The organism is Pseudomonas sp. PDM25, assembly GCF_019219045.1.
In the GTDB taxonomy this organism is placed as follows: Bacteria; Pseudomonadota; Gammaproteobacteria; order Pseudomonadales; family Pseudomonadaceae; genus Aquipseudomonas.
Genome location: NZ_JAHUWL010000001.1, coordinates 404,772 through 427,320 on the forward strand (window position 1 = coordinate 404,772; position 22,549 = coordinate 427,320).

Genomic DNA, 22,549 nt, shown 5'->3' on the forward strand with positions numbered 1-22,549 from the left:
GTTATTCCTCGATCAACGATTGAGACATGGCATCGCGGGCCGGCTGCAACAAATACTGCAACAACGTGCGTTGACCGGTGATGATCAATACGTCCGCTGGCATCCCCGGCAACAATTTGCGCTCACCCAAGGTGCGCACGCCTTTCTCGGTGACCCGGACCCGCGCCAGGTAATAGGCAGTCCCGGTCTTTTCGTTGGTCAGCCGGTCAGCCGATACGCTGCTGACTTCGCCTTCGATCACCGGAGTGGTCGAGCTTTTGAACGCGCCGAAACGGATATCGGCACGCTTGCCGATGGCGATACGATCAATATCCACCGGCGCCACCTGGGCCTCTATCACCAGCTCGGAAACCGATGGGACGATGTCCAGCAGCGGCGTCGCCGGGCTCACGACACCACCAATGGTGTGTACTTTCATGCCAATCACCATGCCCGCTTCGGGTGCACGGATGACGATACGACTGAGCCGGTCTTCCAGGGACGAGGTTTTCTCTTGCAGGTCGTACATCCTGGTCTGAACCTCGGCCAGCTGCTTGACGACATCTGTATTGAAATCCTTGTCGATTTGCAGAATCTGCAGCTGTGTTTCGTTGATCTGCAGACGAGTCTTGTTAATAGCGGAACGGTGATCAGCCACCTCCGACCTGAGCATCCCCAGCTTGCGTTCCTGATCGAGCAGACGTTGTTTGTCAACGAACCCTTGCTTGAGCAGGTCGGTCAATTCAACGATTTCACTGCTGTAGGATTGCTCCAGATGAACCTTGGCACTAATCATCGATTCCAGTCCCTTGATCTGTTGATGCAACTGCCCAATGCGTTCGCGCAACACCGCCATCTGGCCCAGCCGCGAGCCCTGCCGAGCGTTGAATACTTGGGTCTCGCCCTGGCGCGCTTCCACTCCTCGCAGACTGGCGGGATCGGCTATCTCCCCAAAGCTGACCGACGACTGCGTGTCGCGCTCGGCTCTGAGCCTTGCCTCCATGGCTCTGGTCGCGATCAGCTGGCCTCGGGCTATCTCGTATTCGAAGCGCAACTGGGTATCATCAAGAATGATCAGCGGATCATCACGCTTGACGATGTCACCGTCATGGGCCAATACCGCTTTGACGATGCCCCCTTCCAGATGCTGGACCGTTTTGCGGTAAGCCTGCACGGTGACCACCCCCGGCGCGAAAGCCGCACCGTCGAGGGGCGCGAGCGCCGCCCAGGTGCCGAACAGGCCGAAGGTCACCCCTACAATGCCAAGGCCCAGGCGACGTGCTTTACGATCAGATACCGGCAGGTCGGCGAAGCTTTCAATTTGACGACTGGGCATCAAAGGGTTCATCGGCATCACCCTTGCTGGAATTGACCGAAGCCATGCTGGCGCCTGCTTGCATGGCGTGCTTTTGTAGCTGCTGTTGCTGTGCGTTGAGTTCGGCCAGCACCTGATCGCGTGGCCCAAAGAGACTGATAACCCCTGCGTTCATCACCATGAGCCGGTCAAGCTGCGACACGATGTTGGTTCGGTGGGTAATGACAAACAAGGTCGCGCCGGTCTGCTTGAATTGCTGGATGGCCGCCGCCAGGGCGCGATCACCGACTTCGTCGAGATTGGAATTGGGCTCGTCGAGAATAATCAGCCGCGGGGTGCCATACAGGGCACGGGCCAGCCCGATGCGCTGGCGCTGCCCTCCCGACAGCATGAGGCCCTCGCTGCCAATGACAGTGTCGTAGCCATCGGGCAACTGTAAAATCATTTCGTGAACGCCTGCGGTCCTGGCAGCCAGAATGACTTTCGCCGAATCGACCTCGGCGAAGCGGGCAATGTTCTCGCCGATGCTGCCTTCGAACAATTCAATGTCCTGGGGCAAGTAACCTATATACGGCCCAAGCTCATTTTTGTCCCACGCGCTGATGTCCGCGCCATCCAACCGGACCACCCCATGCTGCGGCGCCCATACCCCCATCAGTGTTCTGGCCAGGGTCGACTTGCCGGCGGCACTTGGACCGATGATTCCCACCACGCAGCCGGCAGGTACGCTGAAGCTTATGTTTTTGATGATCGGGGTTTTCGAGCCAGGTGCCGAAACAATCAGATTCTCGACCTGCACATGCCCCTTGGGTGCAGGCAAAGACATACGTTCAGGTTGCGCCTGTTGTTTATCGAGGATGTCGTTGAGACGGCGGTACTGCGAGCGGGCCGCAATGAAGCCCTTCCAGCTGCCGATGATCAGATCGATGGGGGCCAATGCGCGCCCTAGCAGCACGGACCCGGCAAACACCAAGCCGGCCCCCACCTGATGGTCCACGGCCAGGTACGCCCCCAGGCCAAGGATCAATGATTGCACCAGGATCCGGAAGGTCCTGGAAAGCGTGCTGACTATGGCACCTCTATCGCTCGCCTGGGCCTGCAGCAACAGGACGTTTCTTTGACGACGCCCCCAACGGTCCATCAGGGTTTCAAGCATGCCCATGGACTCGATGACTTCAGCGTTGCGCAGATTTTTCGTGGTGTAGAGCGTCGCGCCAATATGTTCCTTGTTAGCCTGGGCCAGTGCCGGCCCCGTCAGCCTCTCATTGATAAACGCGAGCATTAACAACAACAGCGCGCTGCCCGTCGCTACCCAGCCAAACCAGGGATGGAACATGAACATCACAGCGATATAGATAGGCAACCAGGGCGCATCGAAAAAGGCGAACAATCCATTACCGGAGAGAAACTGTCTCAAGCCCGTCAAGTCGTTGAGCGACTGGGCCGAAGCATCCATGCCGCCGCTGTCCAGAGCCCGTTTGAAACTGGCCTTATAGACTTGGCGACTCAGCAACACATCCAGCCGGGTACTGACCCGAACCATGATGCGCGAACGAATCCATTCCAGAGAGCCGAGCGTGACCACCAGCCCGGTCATGATCAGCGTCAGCATTGCCAGGGTTGTCAGACTTCCGCTGGTTATCACTCGCCCATACACCTGAAGCATATAGAAGGTGGGAACGAGCATTAACGCGTTGATGAAAAAGCTGAAAAAACCAACTGAAATAAAGCTCTCTCTACAGGCTTTCAACGCATGTTGCAGGCTGTTTTCAGGTGTGCTTCGCATTGAAACCCCTGCTCGAGAAGCCATCCATTGTGGAGCTTAGATCATGCCGAACCACTACGTACGGCAATCGGGCGGATCGCCTCAGGCAACGAGTATTGCCCCTGCAACAACCCGGCGGTGAAGAGCGCGCAAGATACCGGCGACATTGAGGCCAAGATGGATTTCAGTGGTTCCCGCCAAAACGAAAAAAGGACCCGAAGGTCCTGATTTCAATGATTTACAGAATTCAATGGAGCTCTGTAGATCTATAGCTGGAGCGGGAAACGAGACTCACCTGTATTTCGCGAGCCTCAAGCGTTTCAGCTCCACGGACGATCTCCATTTTCGTCCTTGATGCGGGTCGGCAGGCCCATCATATCCAGCGCCTTGAGGAACGGCTCAGCCGCAAGCTCCTCGACGTTGGCCATGCGCTGCACGTCCCACTCGCCACGGGCGACCAGCAAGGCTGCGGCCACGGGCGGCACGCCTGCGGTATAGGAAATGCCCTGGCTGTCAGTTTCCGCGTAAGCGTCTTCATGATCAGCCACGTTGTAGATGAACACTTCGCGCGGCTGGCCATCCTTGGTGCCCTTGACCAGATCGCCGATGCAGGTCTTGCCGGTGTAGCCGGGCGCCAGCGAGCTCGGATCAGGCAGCACGGCCTTGACCACTTTCAGCGGCACGACTTCCAGGCCCTCGGCGGTTTTGACCGGTTGCTCGGAGAGCAGGCCAAGGTTCCTGAGTACGGTGAACACATTGATGTAGTGCTCGCCGAAGCTCATCCAGAAACGCACGTTGGGCACGTCGAGGTTCTTCGACAGCGAGTGCACTTCATCGTGGCCGGTCAGGTACAGGTTCTGCGCGCCTACGACCGGCAGGTCGTCGGTGCGTTTGACTTCGAACATCGTGTTGCTGGTCCACTGACTGTTCTGCCAGCTCCACACTTGTCCGGTGAATTCGCGGAAGTTGATTTCCGGGTCGAAATTGGTGGCGAAATACTTGCCATGGGAACCGGCATTGACGTCGAGAATGTCGATCGAATCAATGCGGTCGAAATACTGTTGTTGCGCCAGTGCTGCATAGGCGTTGACCACACCCGGGTCGAAGCCCACGCCGAGAATGGCGGTAATGTTCTTCTCTTTGCACTCTTCGAGGTGGTTCCACTCGTAGTTGCCATACCAGGGCGGCGTCTCGCAGACTTTGCCCGGCTCTTCGTGAATGGCGGTGTCCAGATAGGCCACGCCGGTATCGATGCAGGCGCGCAGCACCGACATGTTGAGGAACGCGGAACCGACGTTGATGACGATCTGCGATCCGGTTTCGCGGATCAGCGCCTTGGTCGCTTCGACATCCAGGGCGTTCAGCGAGAAGGCCTGGATGTCGGCAGGCACTTTGAGGCTGCCCTTGGCCTTGACGCTGTCGATGATGGCCTGGCACTTGGAGATGTTGCGCGACGCGATAGCAATACGACCGAGTTCATCGTTGTGCTGCGCGCACTTGTGGGCCACCACCTTGGCGACACCTCCTGCACCAATGATAAGCACGTTCTTCTTCAATTTTTCTCTCTCTCCTTCTCTGCCAGCTTACGAAAGGCTGGACATGTAGTCGTTGTAACCAAACTCACGAACCACCTCGACTGTACCGTCGAGTTGTTTCACTACGATGGACGGCATTTTCAGGCCGTTGAACCAGTTCTTCTTGACCATGGTGTAACCCGCTGCGTCGATGAACGACAGCCGATCCCCGATAGCCAGCGGACGATCAAATTGATATTCACCGAAAATGTCTCCGGCCAGGCAGGATTTGCCGCACACCATGTACGTGTGCTCACCCTCGCTAGGCGCCAGCTTGGCATTCAGGCGATAGATCAGCAGATCGAGCATGTGCGCTTCGATGGAGCTGTCCACAACCGCCAGGTGCTTGCCGTTGTAGAGGGTGTCGAGCACGGTGACTTCCAGCGACGCGCTCTGCGTGATGGCCGCTTCGCCCGGTTCGAGGTAGACCTGCACGCCGTATTTTTGCGAGAAGGCCTTGAGGCGCGCGCAGAACTCGTCCAGCGCGTAGCCTTCACCCGTGAAATGGATACCGCCACCGAGGCTGACCCACTCGACCTTGTGCAGCAAGTCGCCGAAGCGTTCTTCGATGGTGCACAGCATTTGGTCGAACAGGCCGAAATCACCGTTCTCGCAGTTGTTGTGGAACATGAAACCAGAGATCTGCTCGATGACCTGTTCGATCTTCACCGGGTCCCACTCGCCCAGACGGCTGAACGGCCGCGCAGGGTCGGCCAGCAGATAATCCGAGCTGCTCACCTGCGGATTGACCCGCAGACCGCGCACCTTGCCTGCTGAAGCCTCAGTGTAGCGCTGCAACTGACCGATGGAGTTGAAGATGATCTTGTCGCAGTTTTCGAGCATCTCCTCGATCTCGTCGTCGGCCCAGGCCACGCTATAGGCATGGGTCTCGCCTGCGAACTTCTGTCGACCGAGCTTGAGCTCGTAAAGCGACGACGACGTGGTGCCGTCCATGTATTGCTGCATCAGGTCGAACACCGACCAGGTGGCGAAGCACTTGAGTGCCAGCAGGGCCTTGGCCCCGGACTGTTCGCGCACGTAGGCGATCTTCTGCATGTTCGCCAGCAGCTTTTGTTTATCGATGAGGTAGTACGGCGTTTTGATCATTTCGAGGCGCCTCCGGCAAGGCCAGCCAAAAAAGGATGCGCATTGTGCCTTCACTGGCTACATATCGAAAGAGCAGGAAGCGCTCTCCACGTGAAACGCGGCTCAATTTAAGTACCAGGCTTCAAACAAGCCTGAGTGACGGCCTTTGTCCCCGGGCCCGTCACATCGCCGTGCTAATGATCCGGCTACAGATTCACTACTATGTTTGACCGTTAGCTTTACCGTCAGCTTTGCGCTTAGCGCGCCTTCCAGTCCCGCAACCACTGCAAGCCGGCAGACGTGTTGCCACGCGGCCGATATTCGCACCCTACCCAGCCGTCATAGCCCAACTGGTCGATCAACTCGAACAGGTAGGGATAGTTGATCTCTCCCAGGTCCGGTTCATGCCGGTCCGGCACGCCAGCGATCTGGATATGGCCGATGCCATCGAAGTCCCGACGCAGTTTGGTGGCCAGGTCGCCCTCGACGATTTGGCAGTGATAACAGTCGAACTGAACCTTCAGGTTACTGGCGCCTACTTCCTTGCAGATGGCCTGGGCCTGGTCCTGGCGGTTGAGGAAAAACCCCGGCATGTCTCGTGTATTGATCGGCTCGAGCAATACCATGACATCTGCCTTCGCCGCTTGGGCGGTGGCGTAGGCGAGGTTTTCCAGATAAATGGCGTGATGCCGTGCGCGATCACGTTCGGAAGGTAGCAGGCCGGCCATGACATGGATGCGCGAGTTGCCCAGCACGCCGGCGTACTCCAGGGCGCGATCGAAACCGCTACGAAATTCACTTTCACGGCCCGGCAACGACACCGTGCCCCGCTCGCCTGCCGCCCAATCACCGGGCGGCGCGTTGAACAGAGCCTGCACCAGGCCGTTGTCGCTCAAGCGTTGCTTGAGTTCTTCAGCGCTGTAGTCGTAGGGGAACAGATACTCCACCGCTTCGAAACCATCGGCGGCCGCGGCGGCGAAGCGATCCAGAAACGCATGTTCCGGGTAGAGCATGCTGAGGTTGGCAGCGAAACGAGGCATGGTAGTTCCTATGGATGGCTTTTTTTGTAGGAGCCGAGCTTGCTAGCGATAGCGATCTCAAGGACGCCATCGCCGGCAAGCCGTGCTCCTACAGGTCGAGTTCGTTAAACAAACGGCCAGATCAGCAGGGTAATACAGAAACCCGCCATGTGATTCGACGTGAGATCGAGGGTCACAATCAGCGGGCTGATGATGCCGGCGGTGGTCACCAGCGCCGAGAGCTGCTACAGAGCCGAACGCAGGCTTCGCCAGCGGCTACAAGGCATGGGTTTCTGCGCCCGGCGGTGTGGCAAGTTCTGAGCACTGACTTACACTGCGATACACCCAATGCGAACGAATGAATGTTCAACAGATCGATAGGTTCCATGGCGATCCGGGGATCACGTAATGATCTGGGTGAAGCCAACATGAAAACGGTCACGAGCCTTTTCTCCTGTCTGCTCGCTGCCAGCGTTTGCGCGGCGACGAGCACCTGCGCAAATGCTGCGTCGTTCAAGACCAGCTTCGACTGCGCCACGGCAAGGGCCGCCGTCGAAAAACTGATCTGTCGCGACTCGCAACTGGCGCAGATGGACATCGAATTGACGCGTCTTTATCGCCTGGCGCTCACGGATCAACGTTCAGTACCGCGGCCAGACAAAGTCTTGATCGACCAGCAGTTCTGGATCGACTCCCGTAATCAGTGTGCGTCCACGTCTGAGCCCAAGGCGTGCACGATCCGAAGTTATGCCGAGCGCGCGTACCAGCTACGCCAAGGTTCGGCCATTGTGAGAACCAAGGATCCAGACAGGCTCACCGAAGGCCCGTTGGCGTTTCGTTGTACCGGGTTTAACGCGCTAATTTCCGCCACCTTCTTTAATACGCAGCCAGGTGTCGTGTACCTGAAATGGGCGAACACCTCGATCACCCTGAACCAGGTGCCGAGTGATTCGGGAACCCATTACACCGGCAAGGATTCCCAGGGGAACTACCGCTTCTGGCAAGACGGCAACGGGGTGATTTTCCAGAAGCCAGGTTCAGGGGCGATGAGTTGTACGGCTGAGCCGGTCAGCTGATTTCGCCGAGACAAGTACGCGAGGCCGTGGCGAGGGGATTTATCCCCTCGCCACAACGGCACGCTTCTGGCACAGCGCCACCCCTCTCTCACGTACTCGGCGATTTATGCCACGGATAGCCTTTCGCGCTGAGTTCAAAGGCGTATTCGAACAAGCGCTTCATGTACTCGCCATCAAATCTGTGATTGCGGGAAATATCGAAGTCGGAGCCGATGTACGCCAGATTGAAGTCCGCGCCATCCTGCTGTGCAATTCGGTAAATCCGATCCAGATCACTGATCCCCTGGGTCTGGATCAATGCGCTGATGGCGCGACCGCCGATGCTCAAGGTGCGACGCTTGGTTCCGGACCACTGCAGTTCCAGTTTGCCGTTGCGAATGACATAGAAATGCCGTTCATCACGCATACGCGCCCCGGTCACGCGGTTCAGCGCCATCACGGTGCCGGGTGGGTAAAGGAACACCTGCGTCAGGACGCCTCCGTCCACGTGCATTTCCTGAAACTGTTGACCGTCTACCTCCACATCGATCATGACGGGTGAAACGGCGCCGGGAATACTCATCGATGCGATCATGATATTGCGAAACAGGTCGAGCGCGCCGGGTGCCTGGCTTGAGGCAATAGCGCCCATGTTCCAGGTAACCGGGCGTCCTGAATCAAGGTCGGTGGTGCCGATCATCAGCAGACGTCCTTTGGCGTATTCCGCCGCGATCGCCGCAAGCACCTCGGCGGTGACGTGCTGTGCAATCAGCCGCGACAGTGGCTTGCTGTGCGCCATACCATCACTGGCAAGACGGGTCAGCATATTGCGCGGGTGGAAAATGTCTTTTGGACCGACTGCATTGCAGATACCCAGAATGACACCATCGTACTGAGGCCCCAGGTAGGCAAACGGGGCGACCAGGGCGCCAGCGCTAATGCCGGTGACGACTTTGAACACGGGACGAGACCCATGCAGGGTCCATCCCGCAATGATGCCCCCCGCGAAGGTGCCGGCATCGCCGCCCCCCGAAACGGCCAACATGCTGGCCAGCGGCAGGGTGTCGTTGGGCATCCCTGCGCTGGCGAGTGCCTCGGCTTCTCGAAGGTTGGCCTGACTCACGTCCCGAATGAACGGCGTCAGATCCTGGTCCAGCCAGTAGCGGGCATCCGGAATGCCAGGGATGAGCGCTTTTTCGGTTAACGTTGGCGGCACCGCATCCCGGCGTTGCAGGCACGCTTGACGCAACATGTTCAGCGTTGAGGCGCTAGGTCTGAGCAGGAATGTTTTCAAAACGCCGCCTCCGGCCCCTGCAATCGACAAAGAACGCGCTCAATGTAACGGCAAGACGCCTTGCCGAACACGCACGCTCCCCACACCCATGACTACGTTCTCAATCAGGCGCCGGTCTTCTGAAGACCAGCAGTTTGCCGGTGGCTCGCTGCACGACCTTGTCGTTTTGATTGAGTGTTTCCATGAACAGGGTCACCACGCCCCGATCTGGTTTGGAGCTGGATGGTTCGATGGCCTGCACGGTGCATTGCAGGCGCAACAGATCGTCCGGGTAGGTCGGCGTAGGCCAGCTCAACTCGATGCTCAGGCCGATGATCCCGTCTGCCAACGGCACGCTTTCCACCAGCAGCTTCATGGTCAGGGCTGCGGTGTTCCAGCCACTGGCTGCCAGACCACGGAACAGGCTCAGCTCGGCGGCTTCAGGATCGAGGTGAAACGGTTGCGGGTCGAACTCCTGAGCGAAGGCCAGCATCGACGCTCGATGGACACGCAAGCTGTCGCTTTCGAACTGCTGACCCAGGCTCAGGTCATCGAGGTAGAGTTTTTCCCAGGAATGGATGGTCATGATTCAACCTCTTCAGGCGTAGCTGATGTCGCTGAGGTCGCGAAAGAGTTCCCAGGGCGCTGATCGCTCGGTAGATGATGATTTTGTGCCGTCATGGTGGCAGCCCTGCTCGTCAGGGCGAGTGGCCTGAACACCTTTTATGCTAGCGCATGCCCGGGCAGTCATAACGTCGGCGGGACGTCCGGTCTGTTCTACGGCTGATCCTCCACCCATTGCCAGAACAACTGATAGCCGACCGCAAGCACCACCGGGCCGATGAACAGACCGAGGATACCGCTGGTGACCATGCCGCCCAAGGCTCCGATCAGCACCACCGGCATTGGCACATCGACACCGCGCCCCAGCAGCAAAGGCTTGAGTACGTTATCCACCAGGCCGGCAACGAACACGTAGATGGCAAAAACAATGCTCGCCGTACTGGCCCCTTCGGTGGCGAACACATACACAATCACGGGCACTGTAATCAGCGTCGCCGGTAATTGCATGATGCCGAGCAGCAGCACCGCCAAGGCAAGCAGCCCGGCGCCGGGAACGCCCTTGACCACGAAACCGAGGCCGACCAGCAGCATCTGGATGAAGGCGATGCCGACGACCCCCAGCGCCACCGCACGAATCGTAGCGGTACACAGTTCGGCAATTTTCGGTCCTTTGCCCGGACCGCTGATGCGGGACGCGATCTGTATCGCACTGCGCGTGCCGCTCTCGCCATAAGCCATGAAAATGCCGGCGATGATCAACGCACAGATAAAGGTGAGGAACCCCATGCCGACGCCGGCGAGTTTGCCCAGAAAGCCGATGCTGAATTGCTTGATCTGCGGCAGGTACTTCGCTGTCAACTCGGGAAGATCGGTTGAGGCCTGCAGCCATATGGCAGAGATAGGCTTGCCCACTAAAGGCCAGGCAGCAACTGAATCGACGGGCGGCGGAATATGGAAGTTGCCGTCCTTGACGATGGTCCTGGCCTGATCGATCGAATCAACCAGGGAGGTGCCCAGCAGATAGACGGGCACCATGAGAACAACGATGGAGAAAAGCACGATCAGCGTCGCAATGAGCCCGTCTTTGTGGCCCAGCGGCTCCCGCAGCCGCTGTTGCAGCGGGTAAAGGGTGATCGCCATAATCAGCGACCACAGCATGAGGTCGCGGAACGGGCTGAAGATCTGAAAGCAGAACAGCACCAGTACGGTAATCAAGCCCGCACGGATCAAAACATCGAGCAGATTGCGTGTGAACGCCTTCTCGGAGCTGGATGTGGGCACCATTGCTGCCTCCTTGCAGATCGCTGCAGAGGGATGGGATCGGTAAGCCCAGCATAGACGCCAAATGGAAAACGCGAGCAATCACCGCAGCTTCAGCGGATCAACCAGTTCAGCGGCGATGGCCATGCCCACCAGATCCGGCAAGGTATTGGCCTGCATGCGTTTCATCACCCGCGAGCGATAAAGGTCGACGGTTTTTGCGCTCACGCCCAGTTGTTCAGCGATCTCACGGGTGGTGTAACCCTGGACCAGCGGCAGCAAGACATCGCGCTCCCGTGGGGTCAGTGTCAGCAAGCGTGCCTGCAAGGCTTCGTGACCCTGATTGCCCGAGCGGTTTGCTGCGCAGTTACTGAGCGCCTGTTGCACGCTGTCCAGCAGCAATTGCTCGTTATAGGGCTTCTCGATGAAGTCATGGGCGCCCGCCTTGAAGGCGCGAACCACGATCGGCACGTCCGCGTGCCCGCTGACGAAAATGATCGGCAGGTTCAGCTCACGTGCACGCATTTCTTCCTGCACGTTCAAACCGCCCATGCCGGGCATGCGAACATCGAGCAGCACACAGGCATCGAGCGTGGCATCACAGGCATTGAGAAACTCCACGCCACTGGTAAACGGTAAGGCCTTGAGGCCGACCGATTCCAATAACCAGACCGTTGAGTCGAGCATGCCTTGATCGTCGTCGACCACATACACCACGTGCTCCGTCACACCTGCCATTACGTTATTCCTGTTGTTGTTTTATTGGGCCGGCCAGCGGCAAACGGCAGCACATCAGCAACCCGACAGGTTGGCGTCGGGCCTGCAATTCGCCACCGAAACCTTCGATGATGCTGCGGCTCATGGACAAGCCAAGTCCCAGGCCATCGGCCTTGCTGGTATAGAACGGGGTAAATATCTGCTCCAGTTCCGGCTCGCTGACGCCCGGTCCCTGGTCTTGCACACTGATTTCCACGGTTGCACCACCGCCCTGCTCCGCAGCCATCACGATCAGTGAAGGTTGCCCCGGATGTTGTTCGCGGTTGGCGTCGATGGCATTGCGCAACAGATTGAGCAGCACCTGCTCCAGCAGCACCCGGTCGGCATAAATCGGCGGCAGATTATCCGGCAGGCGATCCTCGATTGTCACTTGGCAATTACTCGCTTCCCAGGCACATAAACGCACGGCCTCGCGGGCGACGTCGGTGAAATTCAGGGCCTGCATCCGGCGTTGTCCCTTGCGCAGAAATGCGCGCAATCGTCTGATCACTTCTGAAGCATGCGTGGCGTGATGGGTAATGCGTTCCAGCCCTTGCGCCACTCGGGCGGCGGCCTGGGGATTGGAATCCAGCGTCTGTAAATAGCGCTGGCTGGCATTGGCGTAATTGACCACCGCCGCCAACGGCTGGTTGATTTCGTGTGCGATGCCCGAGGCCAATTCACCCAGGGTGACCAACCGCGCGGTGTGCGCCAGTTCGTCCTGATGACGGCGCTGTTGCACCTCACGCAGTTCACGCTCGGTCATGTCCCGCGCCACCAACGAGTAATAGCGTTCGCCACCGGCCGAACGGTGCGCCAGCAGCACCAGCGACACCGGCACTGAAGTGCCGCCACCCGGTGGCTGCAACCGCGCATCGGTGCTCCAGACACCGTCGCGTTCGGCGCTGCTCCAGCCATCACGCTGCAGACGTGCCAGGTCGCTACTGGCGAACAATTGCGCCAGGGCCGGCATCGGTTGTTGCTCGTCGATCCCGAGGATGCGCCGCGCCGCCGGGTTGAGGTAAGTGACTTGCCCCTCGGGGTCGATGAACAACACCGGATCGGTGTTGGCCTCGACGACCTCCGCCAGGCGCCGCTTGTTCTCCTCGGCTTGCACCCGGGCGGTAATGTCCCGGGACACGCTGACCACTTCCACCACCGTCCCGGTGTAGGTTTCACGAATCGCCCGGCTCGCGGTTTCGAACCACAGGTAATGCCCGTCACGATGGCGAATGCGATAGGTCATCGTGTGATAACCGTCCTGCTCCAGGGCATCTCGCGCACGCTGCATCAGGCTGGCCAGGCCCTGACCATGGAACAAGCCCTGGGCCATTTGCCCGCGTAACTCTTCCGGCCAGTAGCCGAGCAATGTCCAGGACGCGGGCGAGGCATCGAGAAAGCGCCCGTCCGGTGTGTGTCGGGAAATCAGGTCGGTGGTGTTTTCGATGATCAGCCGGTACAACCGGCGTGCCGTGGCCGCTTCACGCTCGGCCAGTACTTGTGCCGTGGCATCACGGCAACGGGCAAGCACGCGGTTGTCCTGGGGATCGGGGATAAACGTCCAGATCAGGATCTGCGCTTCGAACTGGGCTTCGACCCCTTCGATGGCGCGTTGCTGGTCGAGGCAGGCACGGACCAGCACCCGGTGATTGACCGGTAGAAAACCCAGCACATCAGTCAGCGGCTTTTCAGCGAGCAGTGCCAACAGCGCGGCATTGAATTCCAGCGGTCGGCCTTGCGCATCGAGCAACAGGCTCGGTTGTGGATCGTGGCCCAACAGCGGCGAGCCGCGCAGCATACCGTTGACGCTGCTCAGCAACGTTGTCAGCAAGTCTTGCACCCAACCCAGCCAATCAAGACTCACGCCCTCGCACACTTCCACCAGCAACAGCCCCGGCTGCCCCGGTTGCAAAGCCAGATCAAACACCTGGCCATGGCTGATAGCGGCCCGGCGCAGTCGCCCGGCCAACCAGCAATCGAGTTGACGCACTTGCGCCAGGTCCAGCCGCCCCGCCTCGACCAGCCGATCAAACAGCCGCTGATCGCTGGCCAGCGAAGGGTCGCCCAGGCCCGGTGGAAAATGCTGGGCGGCGCCCTCGTGGCTGTAAATCCGCACATTGGCTTGCCAACTCAGATAAACCGCCCGGCGCACTTCGGGGCAATCCTGCAACGCACGGCACAACGCATCGGCCCGGGCGGCCAGGGACACGCCCTCGCGCTGCAGGCGCAACCAGCTGTGCAATCGAACGGGGGTCAGGGTCATCACAGGTCCGCTTCGTTGGGGAAGCCAAGGATATACCGGCCTTGGTGGTGTGACTGTATTGATTTAGATCCGCAAGAATCAAATATAGTACAAATCCTATATGACGTAGGTTGTACTTCCATATCGGAGGCTGAATGTTATATAAAGCAAACCGGACATAAAAGGTGCCCTCAGCGGCAACGCTGCCAGGACATCTATAGAGCTAACAATCAGCCACCGAGTACCCGTACATGTCGATCTATGAACAAGGGCTAGGCCCTGCGGCTGTCAATCATATTGCCTTGTCTCCGCTCAGCTTCATCGAGCGCACCGCCAGCGTTTATCCAGACTACCCCGCCGTCATCCATGGCTCTATCCGCCGCACCTGGGCGCAGACCTACACCCGCTGCCGCCGTCTGGCTTCGGCGCTGGCCGGTCGCGGGATCGGCAAGAACGACACGGTGGCGGTGATGCTGCCCAACATTCCCGAGATGCTTGAAGTGCACTTCGGCGTGCCGATGATCGGCGCGGTGCTCAACCCGCTCAACGTGCGCCTGGATGCCGAAGCCATCGCCTTCATGCTGCAACATGGCGAAGCCAAGGTGCTGATTACCGACCGCGAGTTCCATGATGTGATTCACGCTGCCATTGGCATGCTGGATCACCCGCCACTGGTGATCGACGTCAATGATCCAGAATACGGTGAAGGCCAGGCGGTCAGCGATCTGGACTACGAAGCGCTGTTGGCCGAAGGCGACCCGGCTTTCGCCTGGCAGTGGCCGGCGGACGAATGGCAAGCCATCTCGCTGAACTACACCTCAGGCACCACCGGCAACCCCAAAGGTGTGGTTTACCACCATCGCGGTGCATACCTGAACTCGTTGGGCAACCAGATGACCTGGGCCATGGGCAACCACCCGGTCTACCTCTGGACCCTGCCGATGTTCCATTGCAACGGTTGGTGCTACCCGTGGATCATCACCGCCATGGCCGGTGTGCATGTGTTCTTGCGCCGTGTCGATCCACAGAAAATCCTCACGCTGATCCGCGAGCATCAGGTCACCCATCTGTGCGCCGCGCCGATCGTGCTCAATGCTTTGGTCAACATGCCGGAATCGGCGAAAGCGGCGATCGACCATCCGGTCAACGCCATGGTCGCCGGCGCCGCACCGCCGGCCAAAGTGATCGGTGCCGTGGAAGAAATGGGCATCAAGGTCACCCACGTCTATGGCCTGACCGAAACCTATGGTCCGGTAACGCTCTGCGCCTGGCATGCCGAATGGGACGAGTTGCCGCTAGACGAACGGGCGCAAATCAAATCCCGTCAGGGCGTGCGCTACCCGACGCTCGAAGGCGTGATGGTCGGCGACTCGAAGACGCTGGAGCCGACCCCGCGAGACGGTCAGACCATCGGTGAGATCTTCATGCGCGGCAACACCGTGATGAAGGGCTACCTGAAGAACCCGACCGCCACAGCCGAAGCGTTCGAAGGCGGCTGGTTCCACACCGGCGACCTGGCGGTGTGTCATCCGAATGGTTATGTCGAGATCAAGGACCGACTCAAGGACATCATCATCTCCGGCGGCGAGAACATTTCCACCATCGAACTGGAAGGCGTGCTCTATCGCCATCCTGCCGTCATGGAAGCGGCCGTCGTCGCCCGTCCCGATGAGAAGTGGGGCGAAACGCCCTGTGCGTTTGTCACGTTGAAAGCTGATCACCAGGACGTTCGCGAGGCCGACATCATCAGTTTCTGCCGCGAACACCTGGCCGGCTTCAAAGTCCCGCGCACGGTGATTTTCACCCTGCTGCCGAAAACTTCCACCGGCAAGATCCAGAAGTACGTTCTGCGCGACAGGGCTAAAGCGCTCTAACCCGAACCAACGTTGTACCCGTCAAGCGGCAGGTGCTTTTACCTGCCGTTTCGGGCTCGTGCACGCCGAATTCGGCGCTGCCCTGCCCCCACACACTGATAACAAAAACAATGTGGAGCCACCCATGATCGACATCCATTCAACCGATACCCAACGCTGTGAGCGCATTCGGGCCAACCCGAAATTCCTACAATTGGTGAGCAGCCGTTCGCGCTTGGCCTGGTCGCTGAGTGCTGCGGTACTGGGTACTTACTACGCGTTCATGCTGGTGGTGGCGTTTGCCCCGCAGTGGCTGCATGCGCCGCTCGCCGAACATCGGATGTTGACCCTGGGCATGCCGGTCGGCGCGGCGATCATCATTTTTTCCTGGCTACTGACCGGTTGGTACGTCTACAGCGCCAACACGCGTTTCGATGCACTGGGCGCCGCCATTCTCGAGGAGAGCAAGTCATGAACCTGCTGCGTAAACTTCTCCTCGCCGCTGCCGGGCTGTTGCCGGCTTCTTTTGTACTGGCTGCGCCCGCGCTGGGTGCGGTGGAAAAACAACCGCTGAACCTGCACGCGATCGGCATGTTCTTTGTCTTCGTGCTGGGCACGTTGGCCATCACCTGGTGGGCCGCGCGGCAAACCAAATCCACGTCGGACTTCTACACCGCAGGCGGTGGCATCACCGGGTTCCAGAACGGTCTGGCGATTGCCGGTGACTACATGTCCGCCGCCACGCTGCTGGGGTTGTCCAGCCTGGTGTTCGCCAAGGGCTACGACGGCTTCATCTATACCATCGGCTTCTTCGTCGGCTGGCCGATCATCACCTTCCTGATGGCTGAGCGCTTGCGCAACTTGGGGCGCTACACCTTTGCCGACATCGTGTCTTATCGACTGGACCAGAACAAAGTGCGGATCTTCGCTGCGTTTGGTTCGCTAACGGTGGTGTGCTGCTACCTGATCGTGCAGATGGTCGGTGCCGGTCAGTTGATCAAGTTGCTGTTCGGTCTCGACTACCCGGTTGCGGTGGTGATCGTCGGTGCACTGATGCTGGTGTATGTGATCTTCGGCGGCATGATCGCCACCACTTGGGTACAGATCATCAAGGCTGTATTGCTGCTGGCTGGCGGCACGACCCTGGCGTTCATGGCCATGTCGCAATTCGGCTTCAGCTACGAAACCCTGGCCACCAAAGCCGTCGAAGCCCATGCCAGTGGCTGGAACATCATGGGCCCCGGCTCGATGCTCGCCGACCCGATCAACACCGCTTCGATGTCGCTGGGCCTGGTGTTCGGGATTGCTGGTCTGCCGCACATCCTGATGCGTTTCTTCACCGTGCCTAACGCCAAGGAAGCGCGTAAGTCGGTGTTCTACGCCACAGGCTTCATCGGTTTCTTCTTCCTGGTTGTCTGCACCCTGGGCTTTGCCGCGATGGTGATCATCGGCACCGACCCGCAGTACTACGTTAATGGTGAAGTCGGCGGCGCCTTGATCGGCGGTGGCAACATGGTCGCCATGCACCTGGCCAAAGCGGTCGGTGGCAACCTGTTCTTCGGTTTCCTCTCGGCGGTAGCCTTCGCCACCATTCTGGCGGTGGTCTCCGGGCTGGCCCTGGCCGGGGCTTCGGCGATTTCCCATGACCTCTACGCCACGGTGTTCAAGAAAGGCAAAGCCAGCCAGAAACAGGAAATGCGCGTGACCCGCATGGCCACCGTGGGCCTGGGCATCATTGCGATTCTGCTGGGCATTCTGTTCGAGAAGATGAACGTCGCGTTCCTGGTGGGCCTGACCTTCGGCATCGCCGCGTCGACCAACTTCCCGGTGCTGATCATGGCCATGTACTGGAAAGGCCTGACCACCAAAGGCGCAATCATCGGCGGTTTCGCCGGCCTGATCTGCGCGTTGGTGCTGGTGATCCTCTCGCCAGCGGTCTGGGTCACCGTGCTCGGCCATGCTCACGCGATCTTCCCGTACGACCACCCGGCGCTGTTCTCCATGCCGCTGGCGTTCTTCGTGATCGTTGTGGTGTCGAAACTCGACCGCAGCGTGCGGGCCGACAAGGAACGTGACGCCTACGCCGACCAGTTCGTTCGCGCCCAGACCGGTCTCGGTGCCGCCAGCGCTTCCGCTCATTGATTGAAAAGGCACGGCCTGCTCCAGCGGCGCCGTGCCCATCGCACAACCTTTTGAGGTTCACGTTATGCCCGAATTCAACGCCCCGCTGCGCGACATGCGCTTTGTCTTGCATGAAGTGTTCGACGCCCCGGCCCTGTGGGCACGCTTGCCGGCCCTGGCCGACAGTGTCGACGCCGCCACCGCTGACGCCATTCTTGAGGAGGCGGCCAAAGTCACCTCGCACCTGATTGCGCCCTTGAACCGTAGCGGCGACGAAGAAGGCGCCCAGTGGGTCGATGGCCAGGTCAGCACGCCAATCGGTTTCAAACAGGCTTATGCCACCTACATCGAAGGCGGCTGGGTGGGTCTTTCCGGTAACGCCGATTTCGGTGGTATGGGCATGCCGAAGATGCTCGCCGTGCAGTTCGAAGAAATGCTCTACGGCGCCAACTCAAGCTTTGCTTTGTATTCGGCGTTGAGTTCCGGTGCCTGCCTGGCACTGGATGCCCACGCCAGCGACACCTTGAAAAACCTCTACCTGCCGCCGATGTACGAAGGCCGCTGGGCCGGATCCATGTGCCTGACCGAGGCCCACGCCGGCACTGACCTGGGGATTATCCGCACCCGCGCCGAACCTCAGGTCGACGGCAGCTTCAGCATCACCGGCAGCAAGATCTTCATTACCGGTGGCGATCAGGACCTGACCGAAAACATTGTCCATCTGGTGCTGGCCAAACTGCCGGACGCACCGGCGGGGCCGAAAGGCATCTCACTGTTCGTCGTGCCCAAAGTGCTGGTCAATGCCGACGGTTCCCTCGGCGCTGCCAACGCCGTGAGTTGCGGCTCCATCGAACACAAGATGGGCATCAAGGCCTCGGCCACCTGTGTGATGAACTTCGACGGCGCCAGCGGTTGGCTGGTCGGCGAAGCCAACAAAGGCTTGGCGGCGATGTTCACCATGATGAACTACGAACGCCTGTCCATCGGCATTCAGGGCATTGGCTGCGCCGAAGCGTCCTATCAGAGCGCCGTGGCTTACGCCCGTGAACGGGTTCAGAGCCGCGCGCCGACCGGTGCCATTGCCCCGGACAAAGTGGCTGACCCGATCATCGTCCACCCCGATGTACGCCGCATGCTGCTGAGCATGAAAGCCATGACCGAGGGCGGCCGTGCGTTCGCCAGTTATGTCGGCCAGCAACTCGATCTGGCGAAGTTTTCCGATGACGTCCAGGAACGGGACAATGCGCAAACCCTGGTCGCGCTGCTGACGCCGGTGGCCAAGGCATTCTTTACCGACACCGGTCTGGAAAGCTGCATCAACGGCCAGCAAGTGTTCGGTGGCCATGGCTACATCCGCGAATGGGGCCAGGAACAATTGGTCCGTGACGTGCGCATTGCGCAGATCTACGAAGGCACCAACGGCATTCAAGCGCTGGACCTGCTCGGACGTAAAGTGCTCGCCGACAAGGGTTTCGCGCTGCGCCAGTTCACCGCTCAGATCCGTCATTTCGCCCTTCAGCCTGACGCGCCCTACTCCACTCAACTGTTCGATGCCGTGCAGCGTCTGGAAGACCTGAGCGACTGGCTGCAGGATCAGGCCGCGACCAATCGCAACGAAGTCGGCGCCGCATCGGTGGAGTATTTGCACCTGTTCGGTTACGTCGCCTACGCCTGGCTTTGGGCACGTATGGCGCAGGTCGCCAAGCAAAAGCTGCACGACGACGAAGGGTTTTATGGCGCGAAAATCGCCACCGCCGACTTCTATATCCACCGCCTGCTGCCGCGCATTTTGAGTCTGGAGCAATCCATTCGCGCGGGCAGTGCCTCGTTGTTTGGCCTGAGCGCCGAACAGTTCTAACGATTGAACCGCACGCGGCGCCGCGCTCCTGTCTTTTTGGCGTTCGCGTTTTTTTATCGATAAGCCCTCGCCCACCTGGCGAGGGCCGCGGGACCTGTCTTTCCATAATAAAAACAAAGGGGCTTCACCATGGACCGCAATACCCGCACCCTCGCTACCCGACTGTTGCTGGCCGGCGGCGTCATCAGCCTCTCGGCCCCCGCCGCTGCTGACTTTGTCAAAGACAGCAAGGCCAGCCTTGAGCTGCGCAACTTCTATTTCAACCGCGACTATCGCCAGGACAACGCCGCCCAATCCAAACAAGAGGAATGGGCCCAGGGTTTCCTGCTGCGCTATGAATCGGGCTTCACCGAAGGGTTGATCGGTGTCGGTTTCGACGCCATCGGCCTGCTCGGCGTCAAGCTCGATTCCAGCCCGGATCGCGCAGGCTCCGGCCTGCTCAAACGTCACCGCGACACGAGCAAAGGTGCACAGGACGAGTACGGCGAACTGGGCCTGACCGCCAAAGTGCGTGCCTCGAAAAGCACGCTGAAACTCGGCACGCTGCTGCCGAAACTGCCGACGGTACTGGCCAACGACTCACGGCTGTTGCCACAAACCTTCAAGGGCGGTCAGTTGACCTCGCTGGAGCTCGAAGGCCTGACCCTGGATGCCGGGCGACTGACGCAGGTCAATCAGCGCGACTCCTCGGATTACGAGGACATGGGCATCACCCGCACCGGCGCCAAAGGCATCACCACACGTCATCTCGACAGCGACAGCTTCGATTTCGCCAGCCTGAACTACAAATGGACCAGCAACCTCGCCACCGGCTACAGCTATGGCCACCTCGACAATTTCTACAGCCAGCATTTGATCAACCTGACCTATGTGTTGCCGGTGACGACGGGCCAATCGCTCAAGACGGATCTGCGCTTCGCCCGCTCCACGGATGATGGCGGCAGCAATGTCGATAACAACGCCATCGGCGCAATGTTCACCTACAACCTTGGCGGGCATGCGTTGGGCCTGGGTTATCAAGGCATGAGCGGCGACACCGGCTACGCCTACGTCAACGGCACCGATGCCTTTTTGGTGAACTTCGTGCAGATCGGCGACTTCGCCAGCAAGGATGAAAAATCCTGGCAGGCGCGCTACGACTACAACTTTGCGGCCATTGGCGTTCCGGGCCTGACCTTCATGACCCGCTATCTCACCGGTGACAACATCGATCTGGGCGGCAACCGCCCGGAAGGCAAGGAATGGGAACGGGATACCGACATTGGTTATGTCGTGCAGAGCGGGCCGTTGAAGAATGTCGGGGTGAAGTGGCGTAACGCGACGGTGCGCTCGACCAATTTCGGCAGCGATCTGGATGAAAACCGGTTGATCGTCAGTTACACCTTGCCGATCTGGTAAGCCGATTCAATTTCTCTGAGGGGGGCATGCTACCGGCGGGCTCCCCTTTTTTACGACTCGGGAATCTTCGGTGTGCTGGAGGGCCCCATCGCGGGCAAGCCCGCTCCCACAGGGTTCTTCTTTGAATGCAGAATTTGTGAACAACAGACATCACTGTGGGAGCGGGCTTGCCCGCGATGGCGGCCTGAATTACACCAATGTAGGTTAAGATGCCTGCAAACCAGGCCCGCCGCGAGACGCCCCGCATGACTGATACCACCCCCCGCCTGATCAAGAAGTACCCCAATCGCCGACTGTATGACACCCACACCAGCAGTCATTTGACGCTGGCGGACATACGCCAGTTGGTGGTCGACAAAGTTGCCTTTCAGGTGGTCGATGCCAAGAGCGGCGAGGACCTGACCCGCAGCATCCTGCTGCAAGTGATTCTGGAAGCTGAAAGCGGCGGTGAACCCATCTTCACTACCGAAATGCTGATGGGGATTATCCAGTTCTACGGCCCTTATCAAGGCGTACTCGGTAGCTATCTGGACAAGAGCATTCAGACCGTGATCGACATCCAGTCCCAGACCGGCGCGCAATCGTCCGAGGCCTGGAGCGACTTCATGCATCAACAGGCCCCGGTGATGCAGGATCTGATGCGCCAATATGTCGACCAGTCGAAGGCGCTGTACCTGAACACCCAGAACCTGTTCGGCATGTTCGGCGGCAAGCCGGATACCAAAAACGGGCCGAAAAAAAATGGCGATGGGGAATAAACCCATCGCCATTGTTGCCGCTGATCTAATGCGACTTACTTATTACCGCTGGTAGCCTTGGCGCTTGCTTCTGAAGTCGCTTTGGTGGCCGCGGCAGTGGCTGCTTCGAAATTGCTTTGAGCGGCTTCGGAAGCCTGTTTCACGGCTTTCTGTGCGCTTTCAAATGCTGTACCGGCATTTGCCAGACCCGACTTGAACGCGGCCACAACAGGCTCGGAACCGGCCGGTGCATTCTTGCTGATGGCTTCAACGAACTCTTGCACCTGCTGGGTGCCCGCTTCGACCTGGCTCGAGGTCAACTTGGCGATGTCCGACTGGGTACCGACGATCAGCGCTTGAACCTGACGGTTGAATTCGGCCAGGCGTTCGGTCTGCGCGCTCGGCTGGGTGAAAGAAGCCTGCAGCTCGGCGAAACCTTGTGGATCACGCACGGCCAACAGTTTGCGAACACCTTCGAACTGCTCTTCGGTGGAGTCGCGCAGGGCCTTGAACTGCAACTGGCTGAGCTGTTCAACGCTGGCGAAGACTTTGCCGCTGATTTGCTGCAAAAGGTCGAGGTTGGCTTTCTGAGCGGTTTGCAGTTTTTCCGAATTGAAAAAAGACATGCTTGAATCTCCTGGTACTGGAAGGCCCTGATGGACCAGAGGACGCGATAGCGATCCGGCCAGTCATC

Annotated in this window: 18 protein-coding genes; 7 read left to right on the top strand and 11 right to left on the bottom strand. The window is 59.3% G+C overall.

What is annotated here, in order from left to right:
• Nucleotide 1: 1 nt before the first annotated feature.
• The 5 genes from KW848_RS01560 to otnI all read right to left on the bottom strand — a co-directional run bounded on the left by KW848_RS01560 (nucleotide 2) and on the right by otnI (nucleotide 6,759).
• Entirely contained in the window at nucleotides 2-1,315 is a 1,314-nt protein-coding gene (locus KW848_RS01560) for an HlyD family type I secretion periplasmic adaptor subunit (protein ID WP_218534955.1), read from the bottom strand.
• The gene (locus KW848_RS01565) at nucleotides 1,296-3,080 is read right to left on the bottom strand and encodes a type I secretion system permease/ATPase (protein ID WP_218534958.1); all 1,785 of its coding nucleotides are present in this window, start codon (nucleotides 3,078-3,080) and stop codon (nucleotides 1,296-1,298) included. Before KW848_RS01565 ends, KW848_RS01560 begins: the two co-directional genes overlap by 20 nt.
• Before the next feature lie 299 nt (nucleotides 3,081-3,379).
• Entirely contained in the window at nucleotides 3,380-4,615 is a 1,236-nt protein-coding gene (locus KW848_RS01570; protein ID WP_111449924.1) for a saccharopine dehydrogenase family protein, read from the bottom strand.
• A gap of 27 nt (nucleotides 4,616-4,642) precedes the next feature.
• Nucleotides 4,643-5,740 carry a carboxynorspermidine decarboxylase gene (gene nspC, locus KW848_RS01575; protein ID WP_008157394.1) on the bottom strand — a complete coding sequence of 366 codons (1,098 nt, stop codon included), beginning with the start codon at nucleotides 5,738-5,740 and terminating at the stop codon, nucleotides 4,643-4,645.
• 236 nt (nucleotides 5,741-5,976) lie between these two features.
• Complete coding sequence (gene otnI, locus KW848_RS01580; protein WP_218534960.1) at nucleotides 5,977-6,759, bottom strand: 2-oxo-tetronate isomerase; 783 nt, start codon at nucleotides 6,757-6,759, stop codon at nucleotides 5,977-5,979.
• A 407-nt stretch (nucleotides 6,760-7,166) separates the two neighbouring features.
• Between otnI and KW848_RS01585 the strand changes: the two genes are divergently transcribed.
• Nucleotides 7,167-7,814, top strand: coding sequence for an MliC family protein (locus KW848_RS01585; protein ID WP_218535362.1), 648 nt, complete (start codon nucleotides 7,167-7,169; stop codon nucleotides 7,812-7,814).
• A gap of 88 nt (nucleotides 7,815-7,902) precedes the next feature.
• On the opposite strand, the gene KW848_RS01590 is transcribed toward KW848_RS01585, so the two are convergent.
• From KW848_RS01590 to KW848_RS01610, 5 genes are all read right to left on the bottom strand, one after another.
• A complete protein-coding gene (locus KW848_RS01590; protein ID WP_218534970.1) occupies nucleotides 7,903-9,087 on the bottom strand; it encodes a patatin-like phospholipase family protein in 1,185 nt (394 codons plus the stop codon).
• A 100-nt stretch (nucleotides 9,088-9,187) separates the two neighbouring features.
• The gene (locus KW848_RS01595; protein ID WP_111449927.1) at nucleotides 9,188-9,652 is read right to left on the bottom strand and encodes a MaoC family dehydratase; all 465 of its coding nucleotides are present in this window, start codon (nucleotides 9,650-9,652) and stop codon (nucleotides 9,188-9,190) included.
• A 191-nt stretch (nucleotides 9,653-9,843) separates the two neighbouring features.
• Nucleotides 9,844-10,914 carry an AI-2E family transporter gene (locus KW848_RS01600; protein ID WP_218534973.1) on the bottom strand — a complete coding sequence of 357 codons (1,071 nt, stop codon included), beginning with the start codon at nucleotides 10,912-10,914 and terminating at the stop codon, nucleotides 9,844-9,846.
• A gap of 78 nt (nucleotides 10,915-10,992) precedes the next feature.
• Nucleotides 10,993-11,628: a response regulator transcription factor gene (locus KW848_RS01605; protein ID WP_008146422.1), complete on the bottom strand. Its 636-nt coding sequence runs from the start codon at nucleotides 11,626-11,628 to the stop codon at nucleotides 10,993-10,995.
• A 4-nt stretch (nucleotides 11,629-11,632) separates the two neighbouring features.
• Entirely contained in the window at nucleotides 11,633-13,909 is a 2,277-nt protein-coding gene (locus tag KW848_RS01610) for a PAS domain S-box protein (protein WP_218534974.1), read from the bottom strand.
• 230 nt (nucleotides 13,910-14,139) lie between these two features.
• Between KW848_RS01610 and KW848_RS01615 the strand changes: the two genes are divergently transcribed.
• The 6 genes from KW848_RS01615 (at nucleotide 14,140) to phaR (ending at nucleotide 21,876) form a co-directional block, all read left to right on the top strand.
• Nucleotides 14,140-15,762: an acyl-CoA synthetase gene (locus KW848_RS01615; RefSeq protein WP_111449931.1), complete on the top strand. Its 1,623-nt coding sequence runs from the start codon at nucleotides 14,140-14,142 to the stop codon at nucleotides 15,760-15,762.
• 124 nt (nucleotides 15,763-15,886) lie between these two features.
• Nucleotides 15,887-16,216: a DUF485 domain-containing protein gene (locus KW848_RS01620; RefSeq protein ID WP_111449932.1), complete on the top strand. Its 330-nt coding sequence runs from the start codon at nucleotides 15,887-15,889 to the stop codon at nucleotides 16,214-16,216.
• Nucleotides 16,213-17,883 carry a cation acetate symporter gene (locus tag KW848_RS01625; RefSeq protein WP_218534978.1) on the top strand — a complete coding sequence of 557 codons (1,671 nt, stop codon included), beginning with the start codon at nucleotides 16,213-16,215 and terminating at the stop codon, nucleotides 17,881-17,883. Before KW848_RS01620 ends, KW848_RS01625 begins: the two co-directional genes overlap by 4 nt.
• A gap of 64 nt (nucleotides 17,884-17,947) precedes the next feature.
• Nucleotides 17,948-19,720: an acyl-CoA dehydrogenase C-terminal domain-containing protein gene (locus tag KW848_RS01630; RefSeq protein WP_218534980.1), complete on the top strand. Its 1,773-nt coding sequence runs from the start codon at nucleotides 17,948-17,950 to the stop codon at nucleotides 19,718-19,720.
• A gap of 129 nt (nucleotides 19,721-19,849) precedes the next feature.
• Nucleotides 19,850-21,118 (top strand): OprD family porin, encoded by a 1,269-nt coding sequence (locus KW848_RS01635; RefSeq protein ID WP_218534982.1) that lies wholly within the window; start codon nucleotides 19,850-19,852, stop codon nucleotides 21,116-21,118.
• 209 nt (nucleotides 21,119-21,327) lie between these two features.
• Nucleotides 21,328-21,876, top strand: coding sequence for a polyhydroxyalkanoate synthesis repressor PhaR (gene phaR, locus KW848_RS01640; RefSeq protein ID WP_192408535.1), 549 nt, complete (start codon nucleotides 21,328-21,330; stop codon nucleotides 21,874-21,876).
• A gap of 35 nt (nucleotides 21,877-21,911) precedes the next feature.
• Here the strand turns inward: phaR and phaP are convergent, their stop codons facing one another.
• The gene (gene phaP / locus KW848_RS01645; protein WP_218534987.1) at nucleotides 21,912-22,481 is read right to left on the bottom strand and encodes a TIGR01841 family phasin; all 570 of its coding nucleotides are present in this window, start codon (nucleotides 22,479-22,481) and stop codon (nucleotides 21,912-21,914) included.
• Nucleotides 22,482-22,549: the final 68 nt, after the last annotated feature.

Excerpts from the sequence above, each read along its gene's own strand:
- KW848_RS01635 (WP_218534982.1), top strand. The coding sequence starts at position 19,850 with ATGGACCGCAATACCCGCACCCTCGCTACCCGACTGTTGCTGGCCGGC.
- KW848_RS01630 (WP_218534980.1), top strand. The coding sequence starts at position 17,948 with ATGCCCGAATTCAACGCCCCGCTGCGCGACATGCGCTTTGTCTTGCAT.
- KW848_RS01605 (WP_008146422.1), bottom strand. The coding sequence starts at position 11,628 with ATGGCAGGTGTGACGGAGCACGTGGTGTATGTGGTCGACGACGATCAA.
- KW848_RS01625 (WP_218534978.1), top strand. The coding sequence starts at position 16,213 with ATGAACCTGCTGCGTAAACTTCTCCTCGCCGCTGCCGGGCTGTTGCCG.
- KW848_RS01585 (WP_218535362.1), top strand. The coding sequence starts at position 7,167 with ATGAAAACGGTCACGAGCCTTTTCTCCTGTCTGCTCGCTGCCAGCGTT.
- phaP (WP_218534987.1), bottom strand. The coding sequence starts at position 22,481 with ATGTCTTTTTTCAATTCGGAAAAACTGCAAACCGCTCAGAAAGCCAAC.
- KW848_RS01615 (WP_111449931.1), top strand. The coding sequence starts at position 14,140 with ATGTCGATCTATGAACAAGGGCTAGGCCCTGCGGCTGTCAATCATATT.
- phaR (WP_192408535.1), top strand. The coding sequence starts at position 21,328 with ATGCCTGCAAACCAGGCCCGCCGCGAGACGCCCCGCATGACTGATACC.
- otnI (WP_218534960.1), bottom strand. The coding sequence starts at position 6,759 with ATGCCTCGTTTCGCTGCCAACCTCAGCATGCTCTACCCGGAACATGCG.
- KW848_RS01560 (WP_218534955.1), bottom strand. The coding sequence starts at position 1,315 with ATGCCCAGTCGTCAAATTGAAAGCTTCGCCGACCTGCCGGTATCTGAT.
- nspC (WP_008157394.1), bottom strand. The coding sequence starts at position 5,740 with ATGATCAAAACGCCGTACTACCTCATCGATAAACAAAAGCTGCTGGCG.
- KW848_RS01595 (WP_111449927.1), bottom strand. The coding sequence starts at position 9,652 with ATGACCATCCATTCCTGGGAAAAACTCTACCTCGATGACCTGAGCCTG.
- KW848_RS01610 (WP_218534974.1), bottom strand. The coding sequence starts at position 13,909 with ATGACCCTGACCCCCGTTCGATTGCACAGCTGGTTGCGCCTGCAGCGC.
- KW848_RS01620 (WP_111449932.1), top strand. The coding sequence starts at position 15,887 with ATGATCGACATCCATTCAACCGATACCCAACGCTGTGAGCGCATTCGG.
- KW848_RS01600 (WP_218534973.1), bottom strand. The coding sequence starts at position 10,914 with ATGGTGCCCACATCCAGCTCCGAGAAGGCGTTCACACGCAATCTGCTC.
- KW848_RS01565 (WP_218534958.1), bottom strand. The coding sequence starts at position 3,080 with ATGCGAAGCACACCTGAAAACAGCCTGCAACATGCGTTGAAAGCCTGT.